This is a genomic window from Micromonospora sp. NPDC049151 (genome assembly GCF_040648395.1).
Classification (GTDB): domain Bacteria; phylum Actinomycetota; class Actinomycetes; order Mycobacteriales; family Micromonosporaceae; genus Micromonospora.
Map to the genome: position 1 here is coordinate 133,762 of NZ_JBEZDP010000003.1, position 20,803 is coordinate 154,564.

The following is a 20,803-nucleotide window of genomic DNA, read 5'->3' on the forward strand; positions in this document are numbered from 1 at the left end:
ATGCCGGTGCGGCGCGGATCGGCCGGGTGCGGCCCGGGCGTCCGCGCCGCGTCGTTTTTCAGCATCCGATCAGCTGAACACGGCTCGCGAACCACCCGGCCGAGGGCTGACAGCATCGGAAGTGTGCTGGTCGTGACGACGGATCAACTGCCCGGCTACGAGATCCGCCAGATCCTCGGCGAGGTGGTCTCCTCGATGGCGAGGACCCGCAACCCGTACCGCGAGGGGGTCAAGAACCTGCGCGGTGGCGCCTACGACCCGTTGGCGCCGGACAACCTGACCCGCTGGCGCACCGACTCGGTGGCCCGCCTCGGCGAGGAGGCCCGCCGCCTGGGCGCGAACGCGGTGATCGGCATGCGCTTCGACAGCCGCGACTGCGGCGAGATGTGGATGGAGATCTGCGCGTACGGCACGGCGGTGATCGTCGCGCCGAAGACGCCCGACGTGATGCCGCCGGACCAGCCGGCGATCGCGGCCGAGACCGCCCACGACCCGGAGATCGCCTCCGCGCCGGGCGGCATCGCCGAACCCGCGTCCGCCCCCAACCTGAGCTCCGCCGCCGAAACCCCCACCGGCACCTGACGGATCCTCGCCACCCCGGTTGATCAAGGAGTTTGTGTCACTGCGGCGCCCCGTACCGGACACAAACTCCTTGATCACCGAGGGAAGGCGGGCGGTCAGAGGATGGGGGGCGGGGAGTAGGTGGCGGCCTCGGGGTGGGTTTCCACCACCCTGGTGATTCTCGCGGCCACGCGGTTCACCTGGTCGGTGGCGGCGCCCACGAAGGCGTTGCGGTCGGCGACCAGGGTGTCGATCTCGGCCCGGGTCAGGCCCAGCCGGCCGTCGGTGGCCAGGCGGTCGAACAGGTCGTTCTCGGCCGCGCCCTTCTCCCGCATGGCCAGCGCCACGGCGACCGCGTGCTCCTTGATCACCTCGTGCGCGACCTCGCGGCCGACGCCCCGGCGGACGGCCGCGACCAGGATCTTCGTGGTGGCCAGGAACGGCAGGAAGCGCTCCAGCTCCCGGTTGATCACCGCCGGGTACGGGCCGAACTCGTCCAGCACGGTGAGGAACGTCTGGAACAGCCCGTCGGCGGCGAAGAACGCGTCGGGCAGCGCGACCCGGCGCACCACCGAGCAGGAGACGTCACCCTCGTTCCACTGGTCGCCGGCCAGCTCGCCGACCATCGACAGGTAACCCCTGATGATCACCGCGAAGCCGTTCACCCGCTCCGACGAGCGCGTGTTCATCTTGTGCGGCATCGCGCTGGAACCGACCTGGCCCGGCTTGAAGCCCTCGGTGACCAGCTCCTGGCCCACCATGAGCCGGATCGTGGTCGCCAGCGACGACGGCGCGGCGGCCACCTGGGCCAGCGCGGCGACGACCGCCATGTCGATCGAACGCGGGTAGACCTGGCCGACGCTGTCCAGCACCCGGCTGAACCCCAGGTGCTCGGCCACCCGGCGCTCCAGCTCGGCCACCTTGCCGGCGTCGCCGTCGAACAGGTCGAGCTGGTCGGCGGCGGTGCCCACCGGTCCCTTGATCCCCCGCAGCGGGAACCAGCCGATCAGATCCTCCAGCCGCTCGTACGCGATGAGCAGCTCCTCGGCCGCCGACGCGAAGCGCTTGCCCAGCGTGGTGGCCTGCGCGGCGACGTTGTGCGACCGGCCGGTCATCACCAGCGCGGAGTACTCGCCCGCGTGCCATCCCAGCCGGGCCAGCGTGGCGACCACCCGGTCCCGGATCAGCTCCAGCGAGGCCCGGATCTGGAGCTGCTCGACGTTCTCGGTGAGGTCGCGGGAGGTCATCCCCTTGTGCACGTGCTCGTGCCCGGCGAGCGCGCTGAACTCCTCGATCCGGGCCTTCACGTCGTGCCGGGTGACCCGCTCCCGCGCCGCGATCGAGGCCAGGTCGACCTGGTCGACCACGCGCTCGTACGCCTCGACGACCCCGTCCGGCACCGGCACGCCGAGGTCACGCTGGGCCTTGAGCACCGCCAGCCAGAGCCGGCGCTCCATCCGGACCTTCTCCTCCGGCGACCAGAGGGCGACCAGTTCGGGCGAGGCGTACCGGTTGGCGAGCACGTTCGGGATCGTCGTCACGTACCTCAGTCTTTCATGACGCCGGGGTGGGCCCCGGCGACGCCGGTCCCCGGTCCGGCCTGTGGGCAGGCCGGACCGGAAACGCCCTCAGCCCAGCCGGATCTTCCGGTCCAGCGCGACGGCGGCCATCTCCCCGGCGGTCAGGAGGTGCCGCTCGGTGAACGAGTTCGTCTGCACGCTCACCCGGGTGCCGTCGGTCCGCTTCACGATCACGAACCGCACGTTGATCGGCTTCCGCCCGGACGTGGGCGGCGCACGGAAGCCCCGCACGTCGAACGTCACCACCCGCTCGCCGTCCGGCCCGGTGAACGAGCGGCAGTTGACCATGCTGTCCTCGCACTCGTCCGGACCGCTCGCCTGACCGGGGAGCGGCCTTCCCACGTCGATGGTCAGGTACGACCGGACCTCGCCCCGGGCGGCGACACCCACCCCGAACCAGCCCGTCATCGACTCCCAGCGCAGCGGCTGCACCGACCACTGCGGCGCGTCGGTCAGCGGGCCGCCCCAGGTCTCCGGGTCGGTGGCCGCGGCGCCCCGGACCCACCGCAGGTCCGGCGCCTCCCGGTCGAGCGCGGCCAGCATCGCCGTCCGCAGTCGCTCCGGGTGGGTCCGCGCGGTGGCGGACGCGGCCGAGGAGGCGGGTGCCGGGCCACCGGACGCTCCCGGCTGCACGACCACGCCGGCGCCGAGCGCCAGCGCCAGCACCGCTGTCGCCGAGGCGTACGCCCCCACCCGCCGCCGCCGGCGCCGGCCCTCCCGCGCCACCAGGGCGTCCACGTCCACCGCCGTCGGCGGCGCGGCGCCGATCGCCTCGTCGAAGATCTGCCGGTACGTCATCTCTGCCTCCCGTTCTCCACTGCCGGATGGTGCGAGGCGAGCAGCCGCAGCGTCTCCAGCGCACGGGCGGCCTGACTCTTCACGGTGCCGGTGCTGACGCCCAGGATCTGCGCGGTCTCCTCGACCGACAGGTCGCAGTAGAACCGGAGCACCACGACCGCCCGTCGCCCGGGCGCGAGCCGGCCCAGCAGCTCCAGCAGCATCTCCCGCTCACCGACCGCCGGTTCCGCCGCTGCCAGGTCAGCCCGGTCCGGCACCTCGTCCGTGCTGCGCTCCCGCCGCCACGGCCGGCGCCGTTCGTCCAGCCACGCGTTGGTGAGGATCCCCCGCACGTACGCGTCGAGGTTGTCCGCGCCGAGCGCCCGGGCCCAGTTGCGGTAGAGCTTGCTCAACGTGATCGACACCAGGTCGTCCGCCGTGTGCCAGTCCCGGCAGAGCAGGTACGCCGTCCGGCGCAGCGGCTCCAGCCGCGCGGTCACGTAGTCGCGGAACTCCTCGTCGCGCCCGGTCACGGAGTGCCGTCCCTCGTTCGCCTCATGCCCAGGGGACGGAACGGGGTGCCGGCCGGGTTGCCGGCGACCGTCACCGATCTCCGCCGCTGCTCATGATCCGGCCGATCCGATATGTCAGGCGGGACAGCCGTGCCGGGGCCGCCGGACGAGGATCGAGCCCGACCGTTCCTTTCTCCACGGGGGATAACCAGATGCGCAGACCGTCCCTGAGCGGGCTGACCGTGGCCGCACTGGCCGGCGGCTCCCTGCTGCCGCTGGCCGCACCGGCCCAGGCAGCCGACGCGACGACGCTCTACGTCCGGCAGAGCTCGGCCGCGTGCTCCGACACCGGCCCCGGCACCGAGGCCGCGCCGTTCTGCTCGATCGGTCCGGCGGTGGCCCGGGTCGAGGCCGGGCAGACGGTCGACATCGGCGCCGGCACCTACGCCGAGCGCGTGACGGTCGCCCGCTCCGGCACGCCCGACCAGCCCGTCACCATCCGCAACACCGCCGGCAGCAACGGCCGCATCAGCGGGCCGGAGGCCGGGGTGCTGGTCGACGGGCAGCACGACGTCGTGCTCCGCGACCTGTGGATGACGGCGCTCGCCGACGTGCCCGGCCTCGACCTGCGGGACTCCAGCGCCATTACGGTGCAGGGCGGGTCGTTCACCATGGCCGGCCCGTCCGCCACGCCTGTCGTCCGGTTCGCCGGGGTCACCCGGTCGGTCCTCTCGACGAGCAAGATCAACGGAGGCACCGGTGTCACCGGGGTGACCCTCGACGCCACGACGACCGAGGTGACCGTCCGGGCCGCGAGCGTGACCAGCAACGTCGTCGACAACGCGGCCGAGCGCGGCGTCGCCATCCGGGTCGACGGGCCGGGCAACGAGGTGTACGGAAACATCATCGGCGGGTTCACCGGCGCCGGCATCCTGCTCGGACCGGGTGCCGCCGACACGAGGGTGGTGAACAACCAGGTGTCCGGCGGCAAGGGCGTCGGCATCCACAACAACGGGGCCGCCCGCACCGCGATCACCAACAACGAGGTCCGGGACCGCTGCTTCGAGAGCGTCCGCGTCGACGGCGCGTCGGACGGCGCGTCGCTGCAGAACAACGTCCTGTTCAGCAGTGGCGCCCAGAACGATCCCTACTGCGACAGCACGGCCGAGCAGACCGCCGAGATCGGGCTCTACGACGACTCCGGCCGGCGGGTGACAGTGGACTACAACAACACCGCGCACGGCAGCTTCATCCCTGGTTCGTCGAACTACTCCTGGAACGGAACCCGGATGGGGCTGACCCGCTTCCGGGAGGTGTCCGGGCAGGCCGCCCACGACAAGGAGGGCAGCGGGCCGGGCGACCGGGAGGACTCGGCGAACTCGGCCGCGCCCGGCTACCCGGCCACGGACCGCACCGGCGCGGGCCGGGCGGACAACCCGGCCACGCCGAACACCGGCGCGGGTCCGGTCCCGTACGCCGACCGCGGCCCCACGGAACTGCTCGGCAACCCGTACGCCGTCCTCGATGTCAGGTACGACGCGGACACCTCCTCGGTCACGCTCGACGCCTCCGCGTCGACCCCCGGGTACGTCCCGCTGACCACGTACGTGTTCGACTTCGGCGACGGCACGGTGGTGACCCAGGACAAGCCGGTCGCCTCCCGCGCCTACACGAGGACCGGCACCTTCACCGTCTCGGTCAAGGTCTCCGGCAGCGACGGCCGGGTCGGCACCACGCTCGGCCAGGGCGTGAGCGTGCTGCCCCGGACCGGATCGATCGGGCTGCTGTCGCTGCACAACCTGCGCTTCGCGAACGCGTCCACCGCCGGATCGAACGTGCAGGCCGACCAGGCGACGATGGGTGCGGGCAGCCAGTTCGACCTGATGGACGCCGGCAACGGGCGGATCGCGCTCCTCTCCCGCGCCACCGGCAAGTACCTGAACAACGGCGGCGACAGCATTCGGCCGCTCTTCGCGGCGGTGGGCTCGAACTCGACGTTCGAGCTGCTCCGCAACGCCGACGGCACGATCAGCCTCCGGTCGGACGGTGGCAGCTACGTGGGTGTCTCGTCGAGCACCGCGCTGACCGCTCTCGCGCCCATCATCAACAACCGGGAGAAGTTCTACCGGGTGAACGTCGCCGACTCGAACCGCACGCTCAAGGCCGCCGTCAACAGCAGGTACGTCAGCGCGGAGAGCGCCGGCGCGAAGCCGCTGATCGCCAACCGCGACACCGCCGGCCCGTGGGAGACGTTCGACCTCGCGGATCTGGGTTCCGGGCAGGTGGGCGTCTTCTCGCACGCCAACAGCCGCTTCGTCTGCGCTGACAACGTCGGCCTCAACCCGCTCATCGCCAACCGCACCAGCGCGGGCGCGTGGGAGAAGTTCACAGTGACCCGCAACGCGGACGGCACCACCAGCCTCAAGGCGACGATCAACAGCAAGTACGTCAGCGCCGACAACGTCGGCACCAACCCGCTGATCGCCAACCGGGCCACGATCGGTCTCTGGGAGAAGTTCACAGTCGGCGGCTGAGCCGTCACGACGTCCGACGCCCGCCCGGCCGCTCGCCGGGCGGGCGTCGCCGTCAGCGCTCCAGGATGGCTGTCACGCCCTGCCCGCCGGCCGCGCAGATGGAGATCAGGCCGCGCCCGCTCCCCTTCTGGTCGAGCAGCTTGGCGAGCGTGGCGACGATCCGGCCGCCGGTGGCGGCGAACGGGTGCCCGGCCGCCAGCGACGACCCGTTGACGTTGAGCTTGTCCCTGTCGATCGAGCCGAGCGGGGCGTCCAGGCCGAGGCGCTCCTTGCAGAACTCCGGCGACTCCCAGGCGGCCAGCGTGGCGAGCACCTGCGAGGCGAACGCCTCGTGGATCTCGTAGAAGTCGAAGTCCTGGAGGCTCAGCCCGGCCCGGGCGAGCATCCGGGGCACCGCGTACGCGGGGGCCATCAGCAGGCCCTCGTCGCCGTGCACGAAGTCGACGGCGGCGGTCTCGGACCAGGAGAACCAGGCCAGCACCGGCAGGTTGTGCGCCTTGGCCCACTCCTCGGAGGCGAGCAGCACGGTGGACGCGCCGTCGGTGAGCGGAGAGGAGTTGCCGGCGGTCATGGTGGCCCGCTCGGCGTCCGCGCCGGAGGCGCCGAAGACCGGCTTGAGCGAGCCGAGCTTCTCCAGGCTGCTGTCCGGCCGCAGGTTCTGGTCGCGGGTGAGCCCCAGGTAGGGGGTCATCAGGTCGTCGAAGAACCCCTTGTCGTACGCGGCGGCGAGCCGCTGGTGCGAGCGCAGCGCGAGTTCGTCCTGCGCGGTCCGGTCGACGTTCCAGCGCAGCGCGGTGCGGGCCGCGTGCTCACCCATGGAGAGCCCGGTGCGGGGCTCGGCGTTGCGCGGGATCTCCGGCTTGAACGGCTGGTGCGGGCGCAGCTTCGCCGCGACCTTGAGCCGTTCGCCGAGCGTACGGGCCGAGTTGAGCTGGAGCAGGGTGCGCCGCATGTCCTCGTTGACGGCGAGCGGCGCGTCCGAGGTGGTGTCGACGCCACCGGCGATGCCGACCTCGATCTGCCCGAGGGCGATCTTGTTGGCGACCAGGATGGCGGCCTCCAGCCCGGTGCCGCAGGCCTGCTGGATGTCGTACGCGGGGGTGTGCGGGTCGAGCCGGGAGCCGAGCACCACCTCACGGGTGAGGTTGAAGTCGCGGGAGTGCTTGAGCACCGCGCCGGCCACCACCTCGCCGACCCGCTCGCCGGCGAGCCCGAACCGGGCCACCAGCCCGTCGAGCGCCGCACCGAGCATGTCGGCGTTCGACGCGTGCGCGTAGCGCGAGTTGGACCGCGCGAAGGGGATGCGGTTGCCCCCGATGACCGCGACCCGCCGGACACTCTGCACGATCGGCCTCCCTCGAAACTGTTGCCCGAACCCTACTCGCCAGTAGGCTACGCCTATGACCGACAGGTACGCGAGCTTCGTCCAGACGGGGGCCGGTCGCGCGCTGGTCAAGCGCCTCGGGCTGCCCGACCCGCCCCGACTGCGCCGGCACACGCCCGGCGACCCGCTCGTTCCCGGGCCGGTCCTGCTCGGCTCCTCGGCCGGTGGCCGGATCGCCGAGCCGGCCGGCAAGATCCTGACCGCCGCCGGGGTCGAGCTGGCCGACCCGGTCGCCGCCCACGACGCCGACCGCCGCTTCGCGGCCCTGGTGTACGACGCCAGCGGCATCACCGACTCCACCGGGCTGCGCCAGCTCTACGACTTCTTCCACCCGCAGGCCCGCTCGCTGCTGTCGAGCGGCCGGGTGATCGTGCTGGGCACGCCGCCGGCCGAGTGCGGCTCTCCCCGGGAGGCTACCGCCCAGCGCGCGCTGGAGGGCCTGACCCGCAGCATCGGCAAGGAGTTCGGCCGGGGCGTGACCGCCCAGCTGGTGTACGTGACCCGCGAGGGTGACGCCGGCACCCCGGTGAGCCTGGAGTCCACGCTGCGGTTCCTGCTCTCCGGCCGGTCCGCGTACGTCTCTGGCCAGGTGATCCGGGTCGGCACCGGCACCGCCGTCGCGCCGGCCGACTGGGACCGGCCGCTCGACGGGCAGGTGGTGCTGGTGACCGGCGCGGCGCGGGGCATCGGCGCGGCACTGGCGAAGGTGCTGGCCCGCGACGGCGCGCAGGTGGTGGCGCTGGACATCCCGGCGGCCGGGGACGAGTTGGCCGCCGTCGCCAACGACATCGGCGGCAGCGCGGTGCAGCTCGACCTGACCGCGCCTGATGCGCCGACCCGGCTGGCGGAGCACCTGGCGTCCCGGCACGGCCGGGTCGACGTGGTGGTGCACAACGCGGGCATCACCCGGGACAAGACGCTGGGCCGGATGGACGCCGACCGGTGGGACTCGGTGATCGACGTGAACCTGTCCAGTCAGGAGCGGATCAACGACGTACTGCTGGAACGCGACCTGATCCCGGCCGGCGGCCGGATCGTGTCGGTCTCCTCGATCGCCGGGATCGCCGGCAACCGGGGGCAGACCAACTACGCGACCAGCAAGGCCGGCGTGATCGGCTTGGTCGACTCGCTCTCCCCGGTGCTGGGCGAGCGCGGGATCAGCCTGAACGCTGTCGCGCCGGGCTTCATCGAGACCCGGCTGACCGCGCGCATCCCGTTGACCATCCGGGAGGCGGGCCGCCGGATGAACAGCATGGCCCAGGGCGGCCTGCCGGTGGACGTGGCCGAGACGATCGGCTGGCTCTCCTGGCCGGCGACCGGCGCGGTGAGCGGCAACGTGGTCCGGGTCTGCGGCCAGAGCCTGCTGGGGGCGTGATGGCACAGGATCACGAGGACGACCTGAGCCTGCACGACCTGATCGAGGGCCCCACCCGCGACCTGACGTCGGCCCGCGCCGCCGCCCTCGCCCAGACCCGCCCGGCTTCCGGCGATCATGAAGTTGACGGCACTTCTGGAGATCCACAAGGCAGCCAACCTCATGATCGCCGGGGTGAGGGGGCAGGGCGGCGACGGGTGGAGCTGGAGCGGTTGCCTGCGAGTGGGGCGCTTTACCGGCGTGCGCTGCTCGGGGTGGTGCCGGGGGTCGGAGGTCGGCCCGGGGCGGACGTGCCGGGGCTTGAGCTGGGTGTCTCGGGGGTCGCTGTGGATCAGCGGCACCTGGCGGACTACGACCGGGTGTGCGGGTTCCGGCTGACCGACCGGCTGCCGGCGACGTACCTGCACGTGCTCGGGTTTCCGCTGTCGCTGCGGCTGATGACGAGCCCCGGCTTCCCCATCCCGCTCACCGGCGTGGTGCACGTGGCCAACCGGATCACCGTCCACCGCCCGGTCGAGGCCGGCGAGCGCGTCGACTTCCACACGTACGCGGAGAACCTGCGCCCGCACGAGCGGGGCCGCCAGCTCGACGTGGTGCTGATCGGGTCGATCGGCGGCGAGGAGGTCTGGCGCGGCGTGTCCACGTACCTCGGGAAGGAGCGCGCCGCCAGCGGCGGCCCGCGGCGCGACAGGGGTGACCGCCCGGCGCCGCCGGCCTCCTCGGCCCGGTGGCGGGTGACGCCCCGGGTGGGTACCGACTACGCGCGCGTCTCCGGCGACCACAACCCGATCCACACCTCGAAGGTGGGCGCGCGGCTGTTCGGCTTCCCGCGCCCGATCGCGCACGGCATGTGGAGCAAGGCCCGCTGCCTGGCCGCGCTGGCGCCCAGACTGCCCGAGGCGTACACGGTGGACGTGTCGTTCAAGCTGCCGGTGCCGCTGCCGTCCACTGTCGCGTTCAGCGCCTCGGCGGCCGGCGCGGGCTGGGAGTTCGCGCTGCACAGCGCCCGGGACGGAAGGCCGCACCTGGTCGGTTCGGTGCGCTGAGCGAAAGAGGGGACTTGCCGTCCCCTCTTTTCGACGCTAAGTTGTTCTCAGATTGAGTTGTTCTCAACCTGAGAGAGTGAGTCGCCGTGAACGAGCAGGACTTCCTCGCCGGATACGACCCCCGGGACTACCCGGCGGTCGCGGTCACCGTCGACGTGGTCGCGCTGACCATCCGCGAGGGCGCGCTGCACCTGCTGCTGATCCGTCGCGGCGCGCCACCCTACGAGGGGCACTGGGCGCTGCCCGGCGGCTTCGTCCAGCCGGACGAGGACCTGGCCACGGGTGCCCGGCGCGAGCTGGCCGAGGAGACCGGCCTCGGCGGCGAGCGGCTGCGCCGGGTGCACCTCGAACAGCTCGGCAGCTACGGCGCCCCGCACCGCGACCCCCGCATGCGGGTGGTCTCGGTCGCGCACCTGGCGTTCGCCCCCGACCTGCCCGACCCGGTCGCCGACACCGACGCCGACGAGGCGATCTGGCTGCCGGTCACCGCGCTGAGCAGCCGGCAGCTCGCCTTCGACCACGGCCGGATCATCGACGACGGGCTGGAGCGCGCCCGCTCCAAGCTGGAGTACACGCCGCTGGCCACCCGGTTCCTCGCCCCCGAGTTCACGGTCACCGAGCTGCGCGAGGTCTACGAGACGGTCTGGGGCCACCCGCTGCACGCCGGCAACTTCCACCGCAAGGTGCTCTCGGTGCCCGGCTTCGTGGAGAGCACCGGCGCCAGCACCGAACGCGGCGGCGCGCGCGGCGGCCCCCGGGCCAAGCTCTACCGCGCCGGAGACGCCCGGCTGCTGCACCCGGCGCTGCTGCGCCCCGCCCGGGAGGAGACGGTGCGGTGAGGACCGAGGAGGCGATCCGGCTGGTCACGGCCGCGCGTACCGACGCCGACCTGTTCGGCACGCGGGAGCCGGCCCGCCGCTACCGCGAACTGGTCGGCGCGCTGCACCCCGACCGGCTGGGCGCGGCCGACCCCCGGGTACGCGCCGCCGCCGCCGAAGCGCTGGTCACCGTCACCACCCGGTGGCGCACCCCCGCCCCCGCGTACACCGGCGACGTCGCCACCCTGCACGACCGCAAGGAAGGGCCCCCTGTTAACGCCTCCGGTAGAGGAGGGGCCCCTTCTTATCACCTGGCCAAGGTGTGCCGGCACCCCGGCGACAACGACCTGATGGCCCGCGAGGCGCGCGCGTTGCGCCGGATCGCCGAGCGCGGCGACGCCAAGCACCTCGCGTACGTGCCGAGGCTCGTCGACTCCTACCCGGCGCGCGACCCGTCGACCGGCGTGCAACGGCAGGTCAACGAGCTGGCCACCGTACCCGGGCTGCGCAGCCTGGACGACGTGCGCCGCGCGTACCCCGACGGGCTGGACCCGCGCGACGCGGCCTGGATGTGGCGGCGGCTGCTCGTGGCGCTCGGCCTGGCCCACCGGGCCGGCGTGGTGCACGGCGCGGTGCTGCCCCGGCACGTGCTCATCGAGCCGGACGCGCACGGCCTGGTGCTCGTCGACTGGTGCTTCTCGGCCGAGCCGGGCGGGCTCGTGCCGGCACTCGTGCCCGGCCACGAGGACTGGTATCCGCCGGAGGTCGCCGCGAAGCGGCAGTGCGGGCCGGGCACCGACATCGCGATGGCCGCCCGCTGCATGACCTGGCTGATGGGCGACCGCGCGCCGCGCGAGCTGCGCGCCTTCGCCGACGGCTGTCAGGGCACTGCGCTCGCCACCCGGCCCGACGACGCGTGGCGGCTGCTGCGCGAACTCGACGAGGTGCTGCACCGGCTGTACGGGCCGCGCACCTTCCGACCCTTCACCCTCAACCCCTAGGGAGGCTGCCATGGGCAGTGGAATCTGGTCCACCGACGTGTACGACGCCGCCGACCGCTACCGGCGCCGCACCGGCAAGAGCGCGTTCTCGTACAGCGACAGCGGCGCCCGCAAGGTGCACCCGGCGCTCGACCCGCGCGACGCGCTGCGGGAGAGCCGCGACTCCGCCGAACACCCCCAGTCGACGCCGATCGCCGTGCTGTTCGACGTCACCGGCTCGATGGGGCACGTGCCCCGGGTGCTGCAGAGCAAGCTGCCGCAGCTGCTCGGCCTGCTGCTGCGCCAGGGGTACGCGAAGGACCCGCAGGTCATGTTCGGCGCGATCGGCGACGCCACCTGCGACCGGGTGCCGTTGCAGGTCGGGCAGTTCGAGTCCGACAACCGGATGGACGACGACCTCGGCCGGATCGTGCTGGAGGGCGGCGGAGGCGGCCAGATGATGGAGTCGTACGAGCTGGCGCTCTACTTCATGGCCCGGCACACAGCCACCGACAGCTGGGACAAGCGCGGCCGGCGCGGCTACCTGTTCATCATCGGCGACGAACTGGCGTACCCGGCGGTGAAGGCCGCTGAGGTGGCCCGGCTGATCGGCGACGACCTGCGCGAGGACATGCCGGTCCGGCAGATCGTGGACGAGGTGACCGCGCGCTGGGACACCTACTACCTGCTCCCGGCCGGCAGCCACTACGCGGGCAACCGCAAGGTGCTGGACTTCTGGCGCGGCCTGCTCGGGCAGAACGCGGTCGAGCTGGACGACCTGGACGCGGTCTGCGAGACGATCGCGCTCACCGTCGGCCTCGGCGAGCAGGCCATCGACCTGGACGCCGGGCTGCGCGACCTGGACCGGGCCGGCTCGACGGCCACCCGGACCGTCTCGAAGGCACTCGCCCAGGTCGGCTCCGGGCGGCGCGCGGTGGCGACGCTGCCGTTCAGCCCGGCCGACGGCGGAAGCGGGGTCACCCGGCTGTGAACCACGTGATGGTGGTCGACCTCGGCTACGGCGACGCCGGCAAGGGCACAGTGGTGGACCTGCTCTGCGCCACCCGGCAGGTGCACACGGTGGTCCGCTTCAACGGGGGCGCGCAGGCGGCGCACAACGTCGTCCTGCGCGACGGGCGGCACCACACGTTCGCGCAGTTCGGCGCCGGGACGTTCCGTCCGGGCGTACGGACGCACCTGGCGCGGCACGTCGTGGTGGACCCGCTGGCGCTGGCCGCCGAGGCCGACCACCTCGCGTCGGTCGGCGTGCCAGACGCGCTCGACCGGCTGACTGTGGACGGGGAGGCGCTGCTCGCCACCCCGTACCACCGGGCCGCCAACCGGGCCCGGGAGATCGCCCGGGGAGCCGACCGGCACGGCTCCTGCGGGCTGGGGGTGGGCGAGGCGGTCGCGTACGGCCTCGCCCACCCGGACGAGGCGCCCCGGGTGGCGGACTGCCGCCGCCCGGCGGTGCTGCGCCGCCGGCTGGCCGCGCTGCGCGACCGGCTCACCGCCGAGCTGGGACCGCTCGACGCGCCGCCGGTGGAGGACTGCCTGCCCGCGTACGCGGCCTTCGCGCGCCGGGTGGCGATCGTCGACCGGTCCTGGCTGGCATCCGCCCTGCGCGAGGGCACCTGCGTGTTCGAGGGCGCGCAGGGCGTGCTGTTGGACGAGTGGCACGGCTTCCACCCGTACACGACGTGGAGCACCACGACGTTCGCCAACGCCGAGACGCTGCTCGCCGAGGCGGGCATGGCCGGGGCCGCGCGGCGGCTCGGCGTGCTGCGGACGACCACCACCCGGCACGGTCCCGGGCCGCTGGTCACCGAGGACGCGGCGCTGCCGTTCCGCGACCGGCACAACGGGACGAACCCGTGGCAGGGCCGGTTCCGGTTCGGGCACTTCGACGCGGTCGCCCACCGGTACGCGCTGGAGGTCGCCGGTGGCGTCGACGGGCTGGCGCTCACCCACCTCGACCTGGCCGGGCCCGAGCTGCGGATCTGCCGCCGGTACGACGGCCTGGACCAGCTCGTTCCCGGCCCGGCCGGTGACCTGGACCGGCAGGCGGCGCTCACCGAGCGGTTGCTGCGGGCTCGACCGGTGCTGGACGAGTCACCGGCCGACTGGCCGGCGGCGGTCTCGGAGGCGCTGGGGGCACCTGTGGTGCTCACGTCGCGCGGGCCCACGGCCGAGGAGAAGGAAGGGCCCCTTGTTAACGCCTTTTGTATGGGAAGGGCCCCTGCTTAACACCGCACCCCCGAGCATGGGTGCATGGGGGACGTGCTCGACCTGCTGCACCACACGGTGACCTCGCCGTGGGTGTATCTGCTGATCATCGCGGTCACCGCGATCGACGCGTTCTTCCCGGCGGTGCCCGGCGAGACGGTGGTGATCACGGCCGGCGTCTTCGCGGCGGGCGGCGAGCCGAACCTGGTGCTGGTGATCGTGACCGCCGCGTTCGGCGCGCTCCTCGGCGATCACATCTCGTACGCGATCGGCCGGGGCGGCGGCGCGAACCGGCTGGCCCGCTTCCCGGCGGACAGCAGGCGGCGGGCCGGCTCGGAGTGGGCCCGCCGGGCCGTCGACAGGCGCGGCGGGATGATCCTGACCACCGCCCGGTACGTCCCCGGCGGTCGCACCGCCGTCACGCTGACCATGGGTGCGGTCCGCTACCCGTTACGCACGTTCTTCCTGTACGGCGGCCTGGCGTGTGTCACCTGGGGGATCTACTGCGGGCTGCTCGGCTACTTCGGCGGCCTGGCGTTCGAGCACAACCCCGTCTCCGGGCTCCTCGCCGGGGTCGCCATCTCGCTCGCGGTCACCGGCCTGTTCGAGGCCGTCCGCTGGGGCCGGCGGCGGGCGCACCGGCGGGCCGCCGCCCGGCGCGACTGTTAACAAGGGGCCCTTCCTCTACCGGAGGCGTTAAGAAGGGGCCCTTCCTTACACAGCGGCGGGTGGGTGCCAGGTGACGCCGCGCAGGAGCTGGTCGGCGCCGAGCCAGGCCACGTTCATCATCCGCGTGGCGGTCTTCCCGGCGTCGGCCTCGGGGTGGTCGGCCAGCCAGTCGGCGAGCGACTCACTGGCGCCGACCAGCCCGTACGCGACCACCTCCAGGTCGGTGGCGCCGATCTCACGGCCGGACGCGCGCAGCGCGTGGTCGAGCATCCCGGCGACCACCTCGACCAGCCGGCCGCGCATGGCGGCGAGTTCGGCGGCGAACGGCTGGGAGCCGCGCGCCTGCCGGTAGAGCACCGCCCAGCCGTCCCGGTGTGCGCCGACGAAGCCGAAGAACGCGCGCAGCCCGCGCCAGAGCCGCTCGTCGGCGGGCAGGTCGGGGGCGGCGGCGCCGGCGATCGCCTCCATCATCCGGGTGCTCTCCCGGTGCAGGCAGGCGATGAAGAGTTCCTCCTTGGTGCCGAGATAGGCGTAGACCATCGGCTTGGAGATGCCGGCGTCGTCGGCGATCTCGTCCATGCTGGCGGCGTGGAAGCCGCGGCGGGAGAACACCTTCACCGCCGCGTCGAGCATCTGCTGCTCGCGTACGGCCCGGGGGAGGCGCTTGAAGGTCGGCGTGCTGGACACCCTTGCGAGCATACCTACCCGTGCGTAAGGTTACGCCAGAGTAACCAAAATGGCCCCGCCCGAGAGGTGCAATCCCCCATGACTGACTTCGACCCCGCCAACTTCGCGAACGTCGGCCCGAAGGAGTTCGCGCAGCTGGTCAAGTCCACGCCGGACGCCAAGATCGCCGAGATCATGTCCGGCGAGTCGCGCGGCAAGATCCTCAGCGAGGTCTTCAACCGGATGCCCGCGCTGTTCCGTGCCGACCGTGCCGGCGCCACCAACGCGGTCATCCACTGGAACATCACCGGCCGCCCGGACGGTGGCACCGACACCTACGAGGTCGTCATCGAGAACGGCACCTGCACCGCCTCGGAGACCCCGACCCGCGACCCGAAGCTGAGCCTCACCATGGGCCCGGTCGAGTTCCTGAAGATCATCACCGGCGGCGCCAACCCGGTGATGATGTTCATGACCGGCAAGCTGAAGGCCAAGGGCGACCTGGGCCTGGCCGCCAACATCGCCAACCTGTTCGACATCCCCAAGGCCTGACATGGCCGAGTTCTCGCTCGACCTGAACGAGGAACAGCGGGACCTTCGCGACTGGGTGCACGGCTTCGCCGCCGAGGTCGTGCGCCCGGCCGCGGCCGAGTGGGACGCCCGGGAGGAAACCCCCTGGCCGATCATCCAGGAGGCCGCGAAGGTCGGCCTGTACGGGTTCGAGTTCCTCGCCACCTGCTGGGCCGACCCCACCGGCCTCTCCCTGCCGATCGCCAGCGAGGAACTCTTCTGGGGTGACGCCGGCATCGGCCTGAGCATCTTCGGAACCTCCCTCGCGGTCGCCGCGATCTACGGCGCCGGCACCCCCGACCAGCTCGTCGAATGGGTGCCGCAGTGCTTCGGCGACGTCGACTCCCCGGCTGTCGCCGCGTTCTGCACGAGCGAGCCGGAGGCCGGCTCCGACGTCGGGTCGATGCGTACCCGCGCCGTCTACGACGAGGCCACCGACGAGTGGGTGCTCAACGGGCAGAAGGCGTACGCCACCAACGGCGGTATCGCCGGGGTGCACGTGGTCACCGCCTCGATCGAGCCCGAGCTGGGCTCGCGCGGGCAGGCCGCGTTCGTCGTACCCCCTGGCACGCCCGGCCTGACCGCGACCCGCAAGCTGCGCAAGCTGGGCCTGCGCGCCTCGCACACCGCCGACGTCTTCCTCGACGACGTCCGGGTGCCCGGCCGCTGCCTGCTCGGCGGCAAGGACGCGCTCGACGAGCGGCTGGCCCGCGCCCGGTCCGGGCAGCGTGCCTCCGGCCAGGCGGCGATGCGGACGTTCGAGCTGTCCCGCCCGACAGTCGGCGCGCAGGCGCTGGGCGTGGCCCGCGCCGCCTACGAGTACGCGCTGGACTACGCCAAGGAGCGGGTCCAGTTCGGACGCCCGATCATCTCCAACCAGGCGGTAGCGTTCGCGCTCGCCGACATGAAGATGGAGATCGACGCGGCCCGGCTGCTGGTCTGGCGCGCGTCCTGGATGGGCCGCAACAACCGGCCGTTCACCGCCGGCGAGGGCTCGATGTCCAAGCTCAAGGCCGGCGAGGTCGCCGTCTCGGTGACCGACAAGGCGGTCCAGCTCCTCGGCGGCGCCGGCTTCCTGCGCGACCACCCGGTCGAGCGGTGGTACCGCGACGCCAAGATCTACACCATCTTCGAGGGCACCTCCGAGATCCAGCGGCTGGTCATCTCCCGGGCCATCTCCGGGATGCAGATCCGCTGACCGCCGGCGGGCCGCGGCCCGACCCGTGACGACGCCTCGTGCCGTCACGGGCCGGGCCGCCGCTCCCGGGCCGACCCGAACCGCGATCGGGCACAAGATCACGCCGAACCGGACGGCAGACCGTCCGGAGCCTGGTCGACGAACCACGAACGCGAAGGAGTTGCGCCTTGGACCTGCCGTTCATCGCCGCCACGCTGACCCGACGTGGACTACTCGCCCCGGGCGGACCGATCCGCGTGGTCTCCCAACTGAACGCGCTACGCCGGTGGGGCTGGAGCCTCGCCGGGGAGCTGCGCCAGGCCGCCGCCCGCGACCCCGGCCGCGTCGCGGTGGTCGACGAGCGCGGCGCCACCATGACGTACCAGGAACTGCTCGACCGCTCCGAGCGGCTGGCCCGGTCGCTGCGGTCCCACCTCGGCGTGCGGACCGGCGACCGGGTCGGCGTGCTCTGCCGCAACCACCACGGCCTGATCGAGGCGATAGTCGCCGCGATGCTGCTCGGCGCGGACGCCGTCCTGGTAAACACCGGGCTGTCCGCCGCGCAACTCGTGACGGTGGCCGAGGAACAGGGCCTGCGCGTCCTGGTGCACGACGGCGAGTTCACCGAACGGGTCCTCGGCCTCCCGCCCGAGCTGTACCGGGTCGACGAGCGGCGGCAGGAGGAGCTGATCGCCGCCGCCGTGCCCGGCGAGAAGCTCCAGCCGCCGGAGCGCGACGGCCGCACCATAGTGCTGACCTCCGGCACCACCGGCGCGCCGAAGGGCGCCCGCCGGCCCACCCCGCACGGCTTCGGCCCGCTGGTGTCCATCATCGACCGCATCCCGCTGCACGCGCGGAACACCGTGATGATCGCCGCGCCGGTCTTCCACACCTGGGGGTACGCGGCGCTCCAGGTCTCGTTCGCGCTGCGCGCCACAGTGGTGCTGCACCGCCGTTTCGACCCGGCCGCCACGCTCGCCGCGCTCACCGCCCAGCGGTGCGACGCCATGTTCGCCGTACCGGTGATGCTCCAACGGCTGATGGAGGTCGCGCCGCCGCAGCCCCGGCCGCCGCTCAAAGTGGTGGCGGTGAGCGGATCCGCGCTGCCCGGCAACCTGGCCACCGCGTTCATGGACCGCTACGGCGACGTGCTCTACAACCTCTACGGCTCGACCGAGGTCTCCTGGGCCTCCATCGCCGGCCCCGCCGAGCTTCGTGCCGCGCCCACCACGGCGGGACGCCCGCCGCACGGCACCCGGCTGGCCATCCTGGACGGCACCGGCCGCCCGGTCCGCGACGGCGAGGTCGGGCGGATCTTCGTGGGCAACGAGATGCTGTTCGAGGGCTACACGTCCGGCGCCGGGCGGGAGAGCCGCGACGGCCTGCTGGACACCGGGGACCTGGGCCGGCTGAACGCCGACGGGCTCCTCTTCGTCGACGGCCGCGCCGACGACATGATCGTCTCGGGTGGCGAGAACGTCTTCCCGTCCGAGGTGGAGGATCTGATCGCCCGGCTGCCGCAGGTCCGCGAGGTCGCCGTGATCGGCGTACCGGACCCCGACTACGGTCAGCGGCTGGCCGCGTTCCTGGCGCTGCACACCGGCGAGACGCTCGATCCGGAGGCGGTCCGCGAGTACGTCCGGCGCTACCTGGCCCGCTTCTCCGTGCCGCGCGACGTGGTGTTCGTCAAGTACCTACCGCGCAACGCCACCGGCAAGGTGCTCAGCCGGGAGCTGCGCCGCTACTTCGACTGATCCACATCGGTCAGACAGCTGGTGCCTCCCGATGCTACGGTCTCCCCCGATCGAACGGGGAGACGGGGTGTGCCACAATGGACCGATTTCGGCGTCGTACCGCTCTCGGCCTTCTCGTCGGCGGCGCGTCCGCCGCCGCCCTCGGCCCGCTCGACCCGGTCTTCGGCGGCCGGCCCGGCGACTCACCCAACCGGTTGCCGATCCCGCCGGTCTCGCCGGTCGAGCGGGAGAACCGCGCCGCCGGTGAGCCGTGGTGGCCGGAAGACGACGGCCAGGCCGCCGACGACCGGCGGCGCCAGATCCAGGGGTACGCCTCGACGACGAGCGTCGCCCCCGGCGAGGAGATCACGTTCCACGTCGCGGTCAACCCGGCCGGCCGGTTCCGGATCAGCGTGCACCGCCTCGGCTGGTACGGCGGCGCGGGCGCCCGCACGATGCTGACCAGCCCCGAGCTGCGCGGCGTACCGCAGCCCGTGCCGGACGCCGACCCCGACACCGGCGTGCTCGACTGCCGGTGGCCGGTGTCCTGGCGGCTGTCCGTCCCGCACGGCTGGGCCTCCGGCCTCTACCAGGCGGTCTTCACCTCGGCCGACGGCTGGCGGGCGTGCACGCCGTTCGTGGTGCGCGACGACAGGCGTCCGGCCGCGCTCTGCGTGGTGCTGCCGGTGACCACCTGGCAGGCGTACAACCAGTGGCCACGCGACCGGCGGAACGGCAAGAGCCTCTACGGCGGCTACCGGCCCGACGGGCGGCGCGACCCCGAGCTGCGGGCCCGCGCTGTCACGTTCGACCGTCCCTACTCCGGTGCCGGCCGGCCCTTCCACTCCGACCGCGACGAGAACGCGATCCGGTGGCTGGAACGCAACCTCTACGACGTCACCTACGCCACCAGCTTCGACCTGCACTCCGGGCGGCTCGACCCGGCCCGGTACCGGGGCCTGGTGTTCTGCGGGCACGACGAGTACTGGTCGGCCGAGATGCGCCGCGCCACCGAGGTCGGCCTGGCCGGGGGCACAAGCCTGGCGTTCCTCGGCGCGAACAGCGTCTACTGGCACGCCCGCGTCCACCCCGCCGCCGACGGCCGGCCCGACCGGGTCGTCGAGTGCGCCAAGACCGACCCCCGCCGGGGTGCCGACGGCAGCGACCCGACGTTGACCTGGCGCAACCTCGACCAGCCGGAGCAGGCGCTGCTCGGCGTGCAGTACAACGGCATCGTGCTGACCCCGCAGCCGCTCGTGGTGCGCGGCGCCGACCACTGGGTGTGGGCCGGCACCGGCGTGGCCGACGGCGACCGCATCCCGGGTGTGGTCGCGGGCGAGGCGGACGGGGTGCACACCGCCCTCGCCCGGCCCGCCGGGACCACGCTCAGCTCGTCGCCGTACCCGGCCCAGCAGGGCGGGCGGCGGGTCCAGAACAGCCACGTCCACGAGACGGCACGCGGCGCTGTGGTCTTCGCCAGCGGCACGCTGGGCTGGACCATGGCACTGGACCGGCAGGGGCACCGTGACCCGCGCATCGAGCGGGCCACGGAGAACGTGCTCGACCGGATGGCCGGCCGGCGTCGCACGACATCGACCTGATCCGAGCCGCTACCGGCTCCGGCCGCCCGCCACCCTGTCCGCCGAGCGGGAGAACATCATTCACGGATAGAGCGTCAGCCCTGGTGCCTGCGCCAGAGCCGCCAACTGACCGACGGTGAGCAGTGGATTCCGGGCCCCGCGGGTCGGCTCGCGGTTCGCACCGACCTCCGCGTTGCTGGTGGTCACCGTCACCGTGGTGCCGTCCGTCCGCGCCACGACCGCCTGGCGCTGCACCACCCCGGGCACCCCGTACGGCGTCTCGATGACCAGCAGCGCACCGCCGTCGGGCAGCTCGGTCGTCGTGCAACGGTCGCGGGCGAGGGTGTACTGCTCGCAGTCGAGCCGCTCGCCCGCCCCGGTGGGTCGGACCGAGACGTGCAGGGGCCCCTGCTCGGTGGCCGTGGCCAGTCGCCCGCCCGCGGTGTACTCCCGGTAGCTCCGCTCGTACTGGAACTGCGGCGCGGTGCAACCGGGCAGGACCCCGCGCACGGTGACGCCGGACGGCACGTCGTTCTTCAACGCCTCGCGCAACTCCGCCGACAGGCGCTGCACGGCCGCCGCCGGCGCTTCGGTGGGAAGCGTCCGCACCGTCGG

At 73.0% G+C, this 20,803-nt stretch carries 19 protein-coding genes; 13 read left to right on the forward strand and 6 right to left on the reverse strand.

Going from position 1 to position 20,803, the window contains the following annotated elements; genetic code table 11:
• On the forward strand, nucleotides 1–582 hold the full coding sequence (locus AB0B20_RS05640) for a YbjQ family protein (protein ID WP_357468400.1): 582 nt from the start codon (nucleotides 1–3) through the stop codon (nucleotides 580–582).
• Nucleotides 583–677: 95 nt separating this feature from the next.
• Here the strand turns inward: AB0B20_RS05640 and purB are convergent, their stop codons facing one another.
• The 3 genes from purB to AB0B20_RS05655 all read right to left on the reverse strand — a co-directional run bounded on the left by purB (nucleotide 678) and on the right by AB0B20_RS05655 (nucleotide 3,451).
• Nucleotides 678–2,102: an adenylosuccinate lyase gene (purB, locus tag AB0B20_RS05645; protein ID WP_357468403.1), complete on the reverse strand. Its 1,425-nt coding sequence runs from the start codon at nucleotides 2,100–2,102 to the stop codon at nucleotides 678–680.
• A gap of 87 nt (nucleotides 2,103–2,189) precedes the next feature.
• Complete coding sequence (locus tag AB0B20_RS05650) at nucleotides 2,190–2,939, reverse strand: hypothetical protein (RefSeq protein ID WP_357468406.1); 750 nt, start codon at nucleotides 2,937–2,939, stop codon at nucleotides 2,190–2,192.
• Nucleotides 2,936–3,451, reverse strand: coding sequence for a SigE family RNA polymerase sigma factor (locus AB0B20_RS05655; RefSeq protein ID WP_357468409.1), 516 nt, complete (start codon nucleotides 3,449–3,451; stop codon nucleotides 2,936–2,938). Before AB0B20_RS05655 ends, AB0B20_RS05650 begins: the two co-directional genes overlap by 4 nt.
• Nucleotides 3,452–3,642: 191 nt before the next feature.
• Between AB0B20_RS05655 and AB0B20_RS05660 the strand changes: the two genes are divergently transcribed.
• Complete coding sequence (locus tag AB0B20_RS05660) at nucleotides 3,643–5,964, forward strand: PKD domain-containing protein (protein ID WP_357468412.1); 2,322 nt, start codon at nucleotides 3,643–3,645, stop codon at nucleotides 5,962–5,964.
• A gap of 52 nt (nucleotides 5,965–6,016) precedes the next feature.
• On the opposite strand, the gene AB0B20_RS05665 is transcribed toward AB0B20_RS05660, so the two are convergent.
• Nucleotides 6,017–7,309: an acetyl-CoA C-acetyltransferase gene (locus AB0B20_RS05665; protein ID WP_357385130.1), complete on the reverse strand. Its 1,293-nt coding sequence runs from the start codon at nucleotides 7,307–7,309 to the stop codon at nucleotides 6,017–6,019.
• 55 nt (nucleotides 7,310–7,364) lie between these two features.
• Here AB0B20_RS05665 and AB0B20_RS05670 point away from each other — a divergent pair, with 55 nt between their 5' ends.
• The 7 genes from AB0B20_RS05670 (at nucleotide 7,365) to AB0B20_RS05700 (ending at nucleotide 14,462) form a co-directional block, all read left to right on the forward strand.
• On the forward strand, nucleotides 7,365–8,723 hold the full coding sequence (locus AB0B20_RS05670; protein WP_357468415.1) for a 3-oxoacyl-ACP reductase: 1,359 nt from the start codon (nucleotides 7,365–7,367) through the stop codon (nucleotides 8,721–8,723).
• Entirely contained in the window at nucleotides 8,723–9,769 is a 1,047-nt protein-coding gene (locus AB0B20_RS05675) for a MaoC/PaaZ C-terminal domain-containing protein (RefSeq protein WP_357385322.1), read from the forward strand. The genes AB0B20_RS05670 and AB0B20_RS05675 overlap by 1 nt, the downstream gene beginning before the upstream one ends.
• Before the next feature lie 86 nt (nucleotides 9,770–9,855).
• Nucleotides 9,856–10,608 (forward strand): NUDIX domain-containing protein, encoded by a 753-nt coding sequence (locus AB0B20_RS05680; RefSeq protein WP_357468418.1) that lies wholly within the window; start codon nucleotides 9,856–9,858, stop codon nucleotides 10,606–10,608.
• Nucleotides 10,605–11,588, forward strand: a complete 984-nt coding sequence (locus AB0B20_RS05685) for a serine/threonine protein kinase (RefSeq protein ID WP_357385136.1) — start codon at nucleotides 10,605–10,607, stop codon at nucleotides 11,586–11,588. Before AB0B20_RS05680 ends, AB0B20_RS05685 begins: the two co-directional genes overlap by 4 nt.
• Before the next feature lie 10 nt (nucleotides 11,589–11,598).
• Nucleotides 11,599–12,558 (forward strand): hypothetical protein, encoded by a 960-nt coding sequence (locus AB0B20_RS05690; protein WP_357385138.1) that lies wholly within the window; start codon nucleotides 11,599–11,601, stop codon nucleotides 12,556–12,558.
• Entirely contained in the window at nucleotides 12,555–13,814 is a 1,260-nt protein-coding gene (locus AB0B20_RS05695) for an adenylosuccinate synthetase (RefSeq protein ID WP_357468422.1), read from the forward strand. The genes AB0B20_RS05690 and AB0B20_RS05695 overlap by 4 nt, the downstream gene beginning before the upstream one ends.
• A 24-nt stretch (nucleotides 13,815–13,838) precedes the next feature.
• Nucleotides 13,839–14,462 carry a DedA family protein gene (locus AB0B20_RS05700; RefSeq protein ID WP_357468425.1) on the forward strand — a complete coding sequence of 208 codons (624 nt, stop codon included), beginning with the start codon at nucleotides 13,839–13,841 and terminating at the stop codon, nucleotides 14,460–14,462.
• A gap of 45 nt (nucleotides 14,463–14,507) precedes the next feature.
• Here AB0B20_RS05700 and AB0B20_RS05705 read toward each other — a convergent pair whose 3' ends face one another.
• Nucleotides 14,508–15,149 (reverse strand): TetR/AcrR family transcriptional regulator, encoded by a 642-nt coding sequence (locus tag AB0B20_RS05705; protein ID WP_357385144.1) that lies wholly within the window; start codon nucleotides 15,147–15,149, stop codon nucleotides 14,508–14,510.
• Nucleotides 15,150–15,227: 78 nt separating this feature from the next.
• Between AB0B20_RS05705 and AB0B20_RS05710 the strand changes: the two genes are divergently transcribed.
• The 4 genes from AB0B20_RS05710 (at nucleotide 15,228) to AB0B20_RS05725 (ending at nucleotide 20,209) form a co-directional block, all read left to right on the forward strand.
• On the forward strand, nucleotides 15,228–15,680 hold the full coding sequence (locus tag AB0B20_RS05710) for an SCP2 sterol-binding domain-containing protein (RefSeq protein WP_357385146.1): 453 nt from the start codon (nucleotides 15,228–15,230) through the stop codon (nucleotides 15,678–15,680).
• A 1-nt stretch (nucleotide 15,681) separates the two neighbouring features.
• A complete protein-coding gene (locus tag AB0B20_RS05715) occupies nucleotides 15,682–16,896 on the forward strand; it encodes an acyl-CoA dehydrogenase family protein (protein WP_357385148.1) in 1,215 nt (404 codons plus the stop codon).
• A 167-nt stretch (nucleotides 16,897–17,063) separates the two neighbouring features.
• Complete coding sequence (locus tag AB0B20_RS05720; protein WP_357385150.1) at nucleotides 17,064–18,629, forward strand: AMP-binding protein; 1,566 nt, start codon at nucleotides 17,064–17,066, stop codon at nucleotides 18,627–18,629.
• A 77-nt stretch (nucleotides 18,630–18,706) separates the two neighbouring features.
• Nucleotides 18,707–20,209, forward strand: coding sequence for a N,N-dimethylformamidase beta subunit family domain-containing protein (locus tag AB0B20_RS05725; RefSeq protein WP_357385152.1), 1,503 nt, complete (start codon nucleotides 18,707–18,709; stop codon nucleotides 20,207–20,209).
• A 60-nt stretch (nucleotides 20,210–20,269) separates the two neighbouring features.
• On the opposite strand, the gene AB0B20_RS05730 is transcribed toward AB0B20_RS05725, so the two are convergent.
• Nucleotides 20,270–20,797 carry a hypothetical protein gene (locus tag AB0B20_RS05730; protein WP_357385154.1) on the reverse strand — a complete coding sequence of 176 codons (528 nt, stop codon included), beginning with the start codon at nucleotides 20,795–20,797 and terminating at the stop codon, nucleotides 20,270–20,272.
• Nucleotides 20,798–20,803 lie beyond the last annotated feature (6 nt).

Coding starts and splice junctions, on each gene's coding strand:
- AB0B20_RS05670 (WP_357468415.1), top strand. CDS start 7,365: ATGACCGACAGGTACGCGAGCTTCGTCCAGACGGGGGCCGGTCGCGCG.
- AB0B20_RS05675 (WP_357385322.1), top strand. CDS start 8,723: ATGGCACAGGATCACGAGGACGACCTGAGCCTGCACGACCTGATCGAG.
- AB0B20_RS05660 (WP_357468412.1), top strand. CDS start 3,643: ATGCGCAGACCGTCCCTGAGCGGGCTGACCGTGGCCGCACTGGCCGGC.
- AB0B20_RS05725 (WP_357385152.1), top strand. CDS start 18,707: ATGGACCGATTTCGGCGTCGTACCGCTCTCGGCCTTCTCGTCGGCGGC.
- AB0B20_RS05640 (WP_357468400.1), top strand. CDS start 1: ATGCCGGTGCGGCGCGGATCGGCCGGGTGCGGCCCGGGCGTCCGCGCC.
- AB0B20_RS05700 (WP_357468425.1), top strand. CDS start 13,839: ATGGGGGACGTGCTCGACCTGCTGCACCACACGGTGACCTCGCCGTGG.
- AB0B20_RS05710 (WP_357385146.1), top strand. CDS start 15,228: ATGACTGACTTCGACCCCGCCAACTTCGCGAACGTCGGCCCGAAGGAG.
- AB0B20_RS05690 (WP_357385138.1), top strand. CDS start 11,599: ATGGGCAGTGGAATCTGGTCCACCGACGTGTACGACGCCGCCGACCGC.
- AB0B20_RS05715 (WP_357385148.1), top strand. CDS start 15,682: ATGGCCGAGTTCTCGCTCGACCTGAACGAGGAACAGCGGGACCTTCGC.
- AB0B20_RS05650 (WP_357468406.1), bottom strand. CDS start 2,939: ATGACGTACCGGCAGATCTTCGACGAGGCGATCGGCGCCGCGCCGCCG.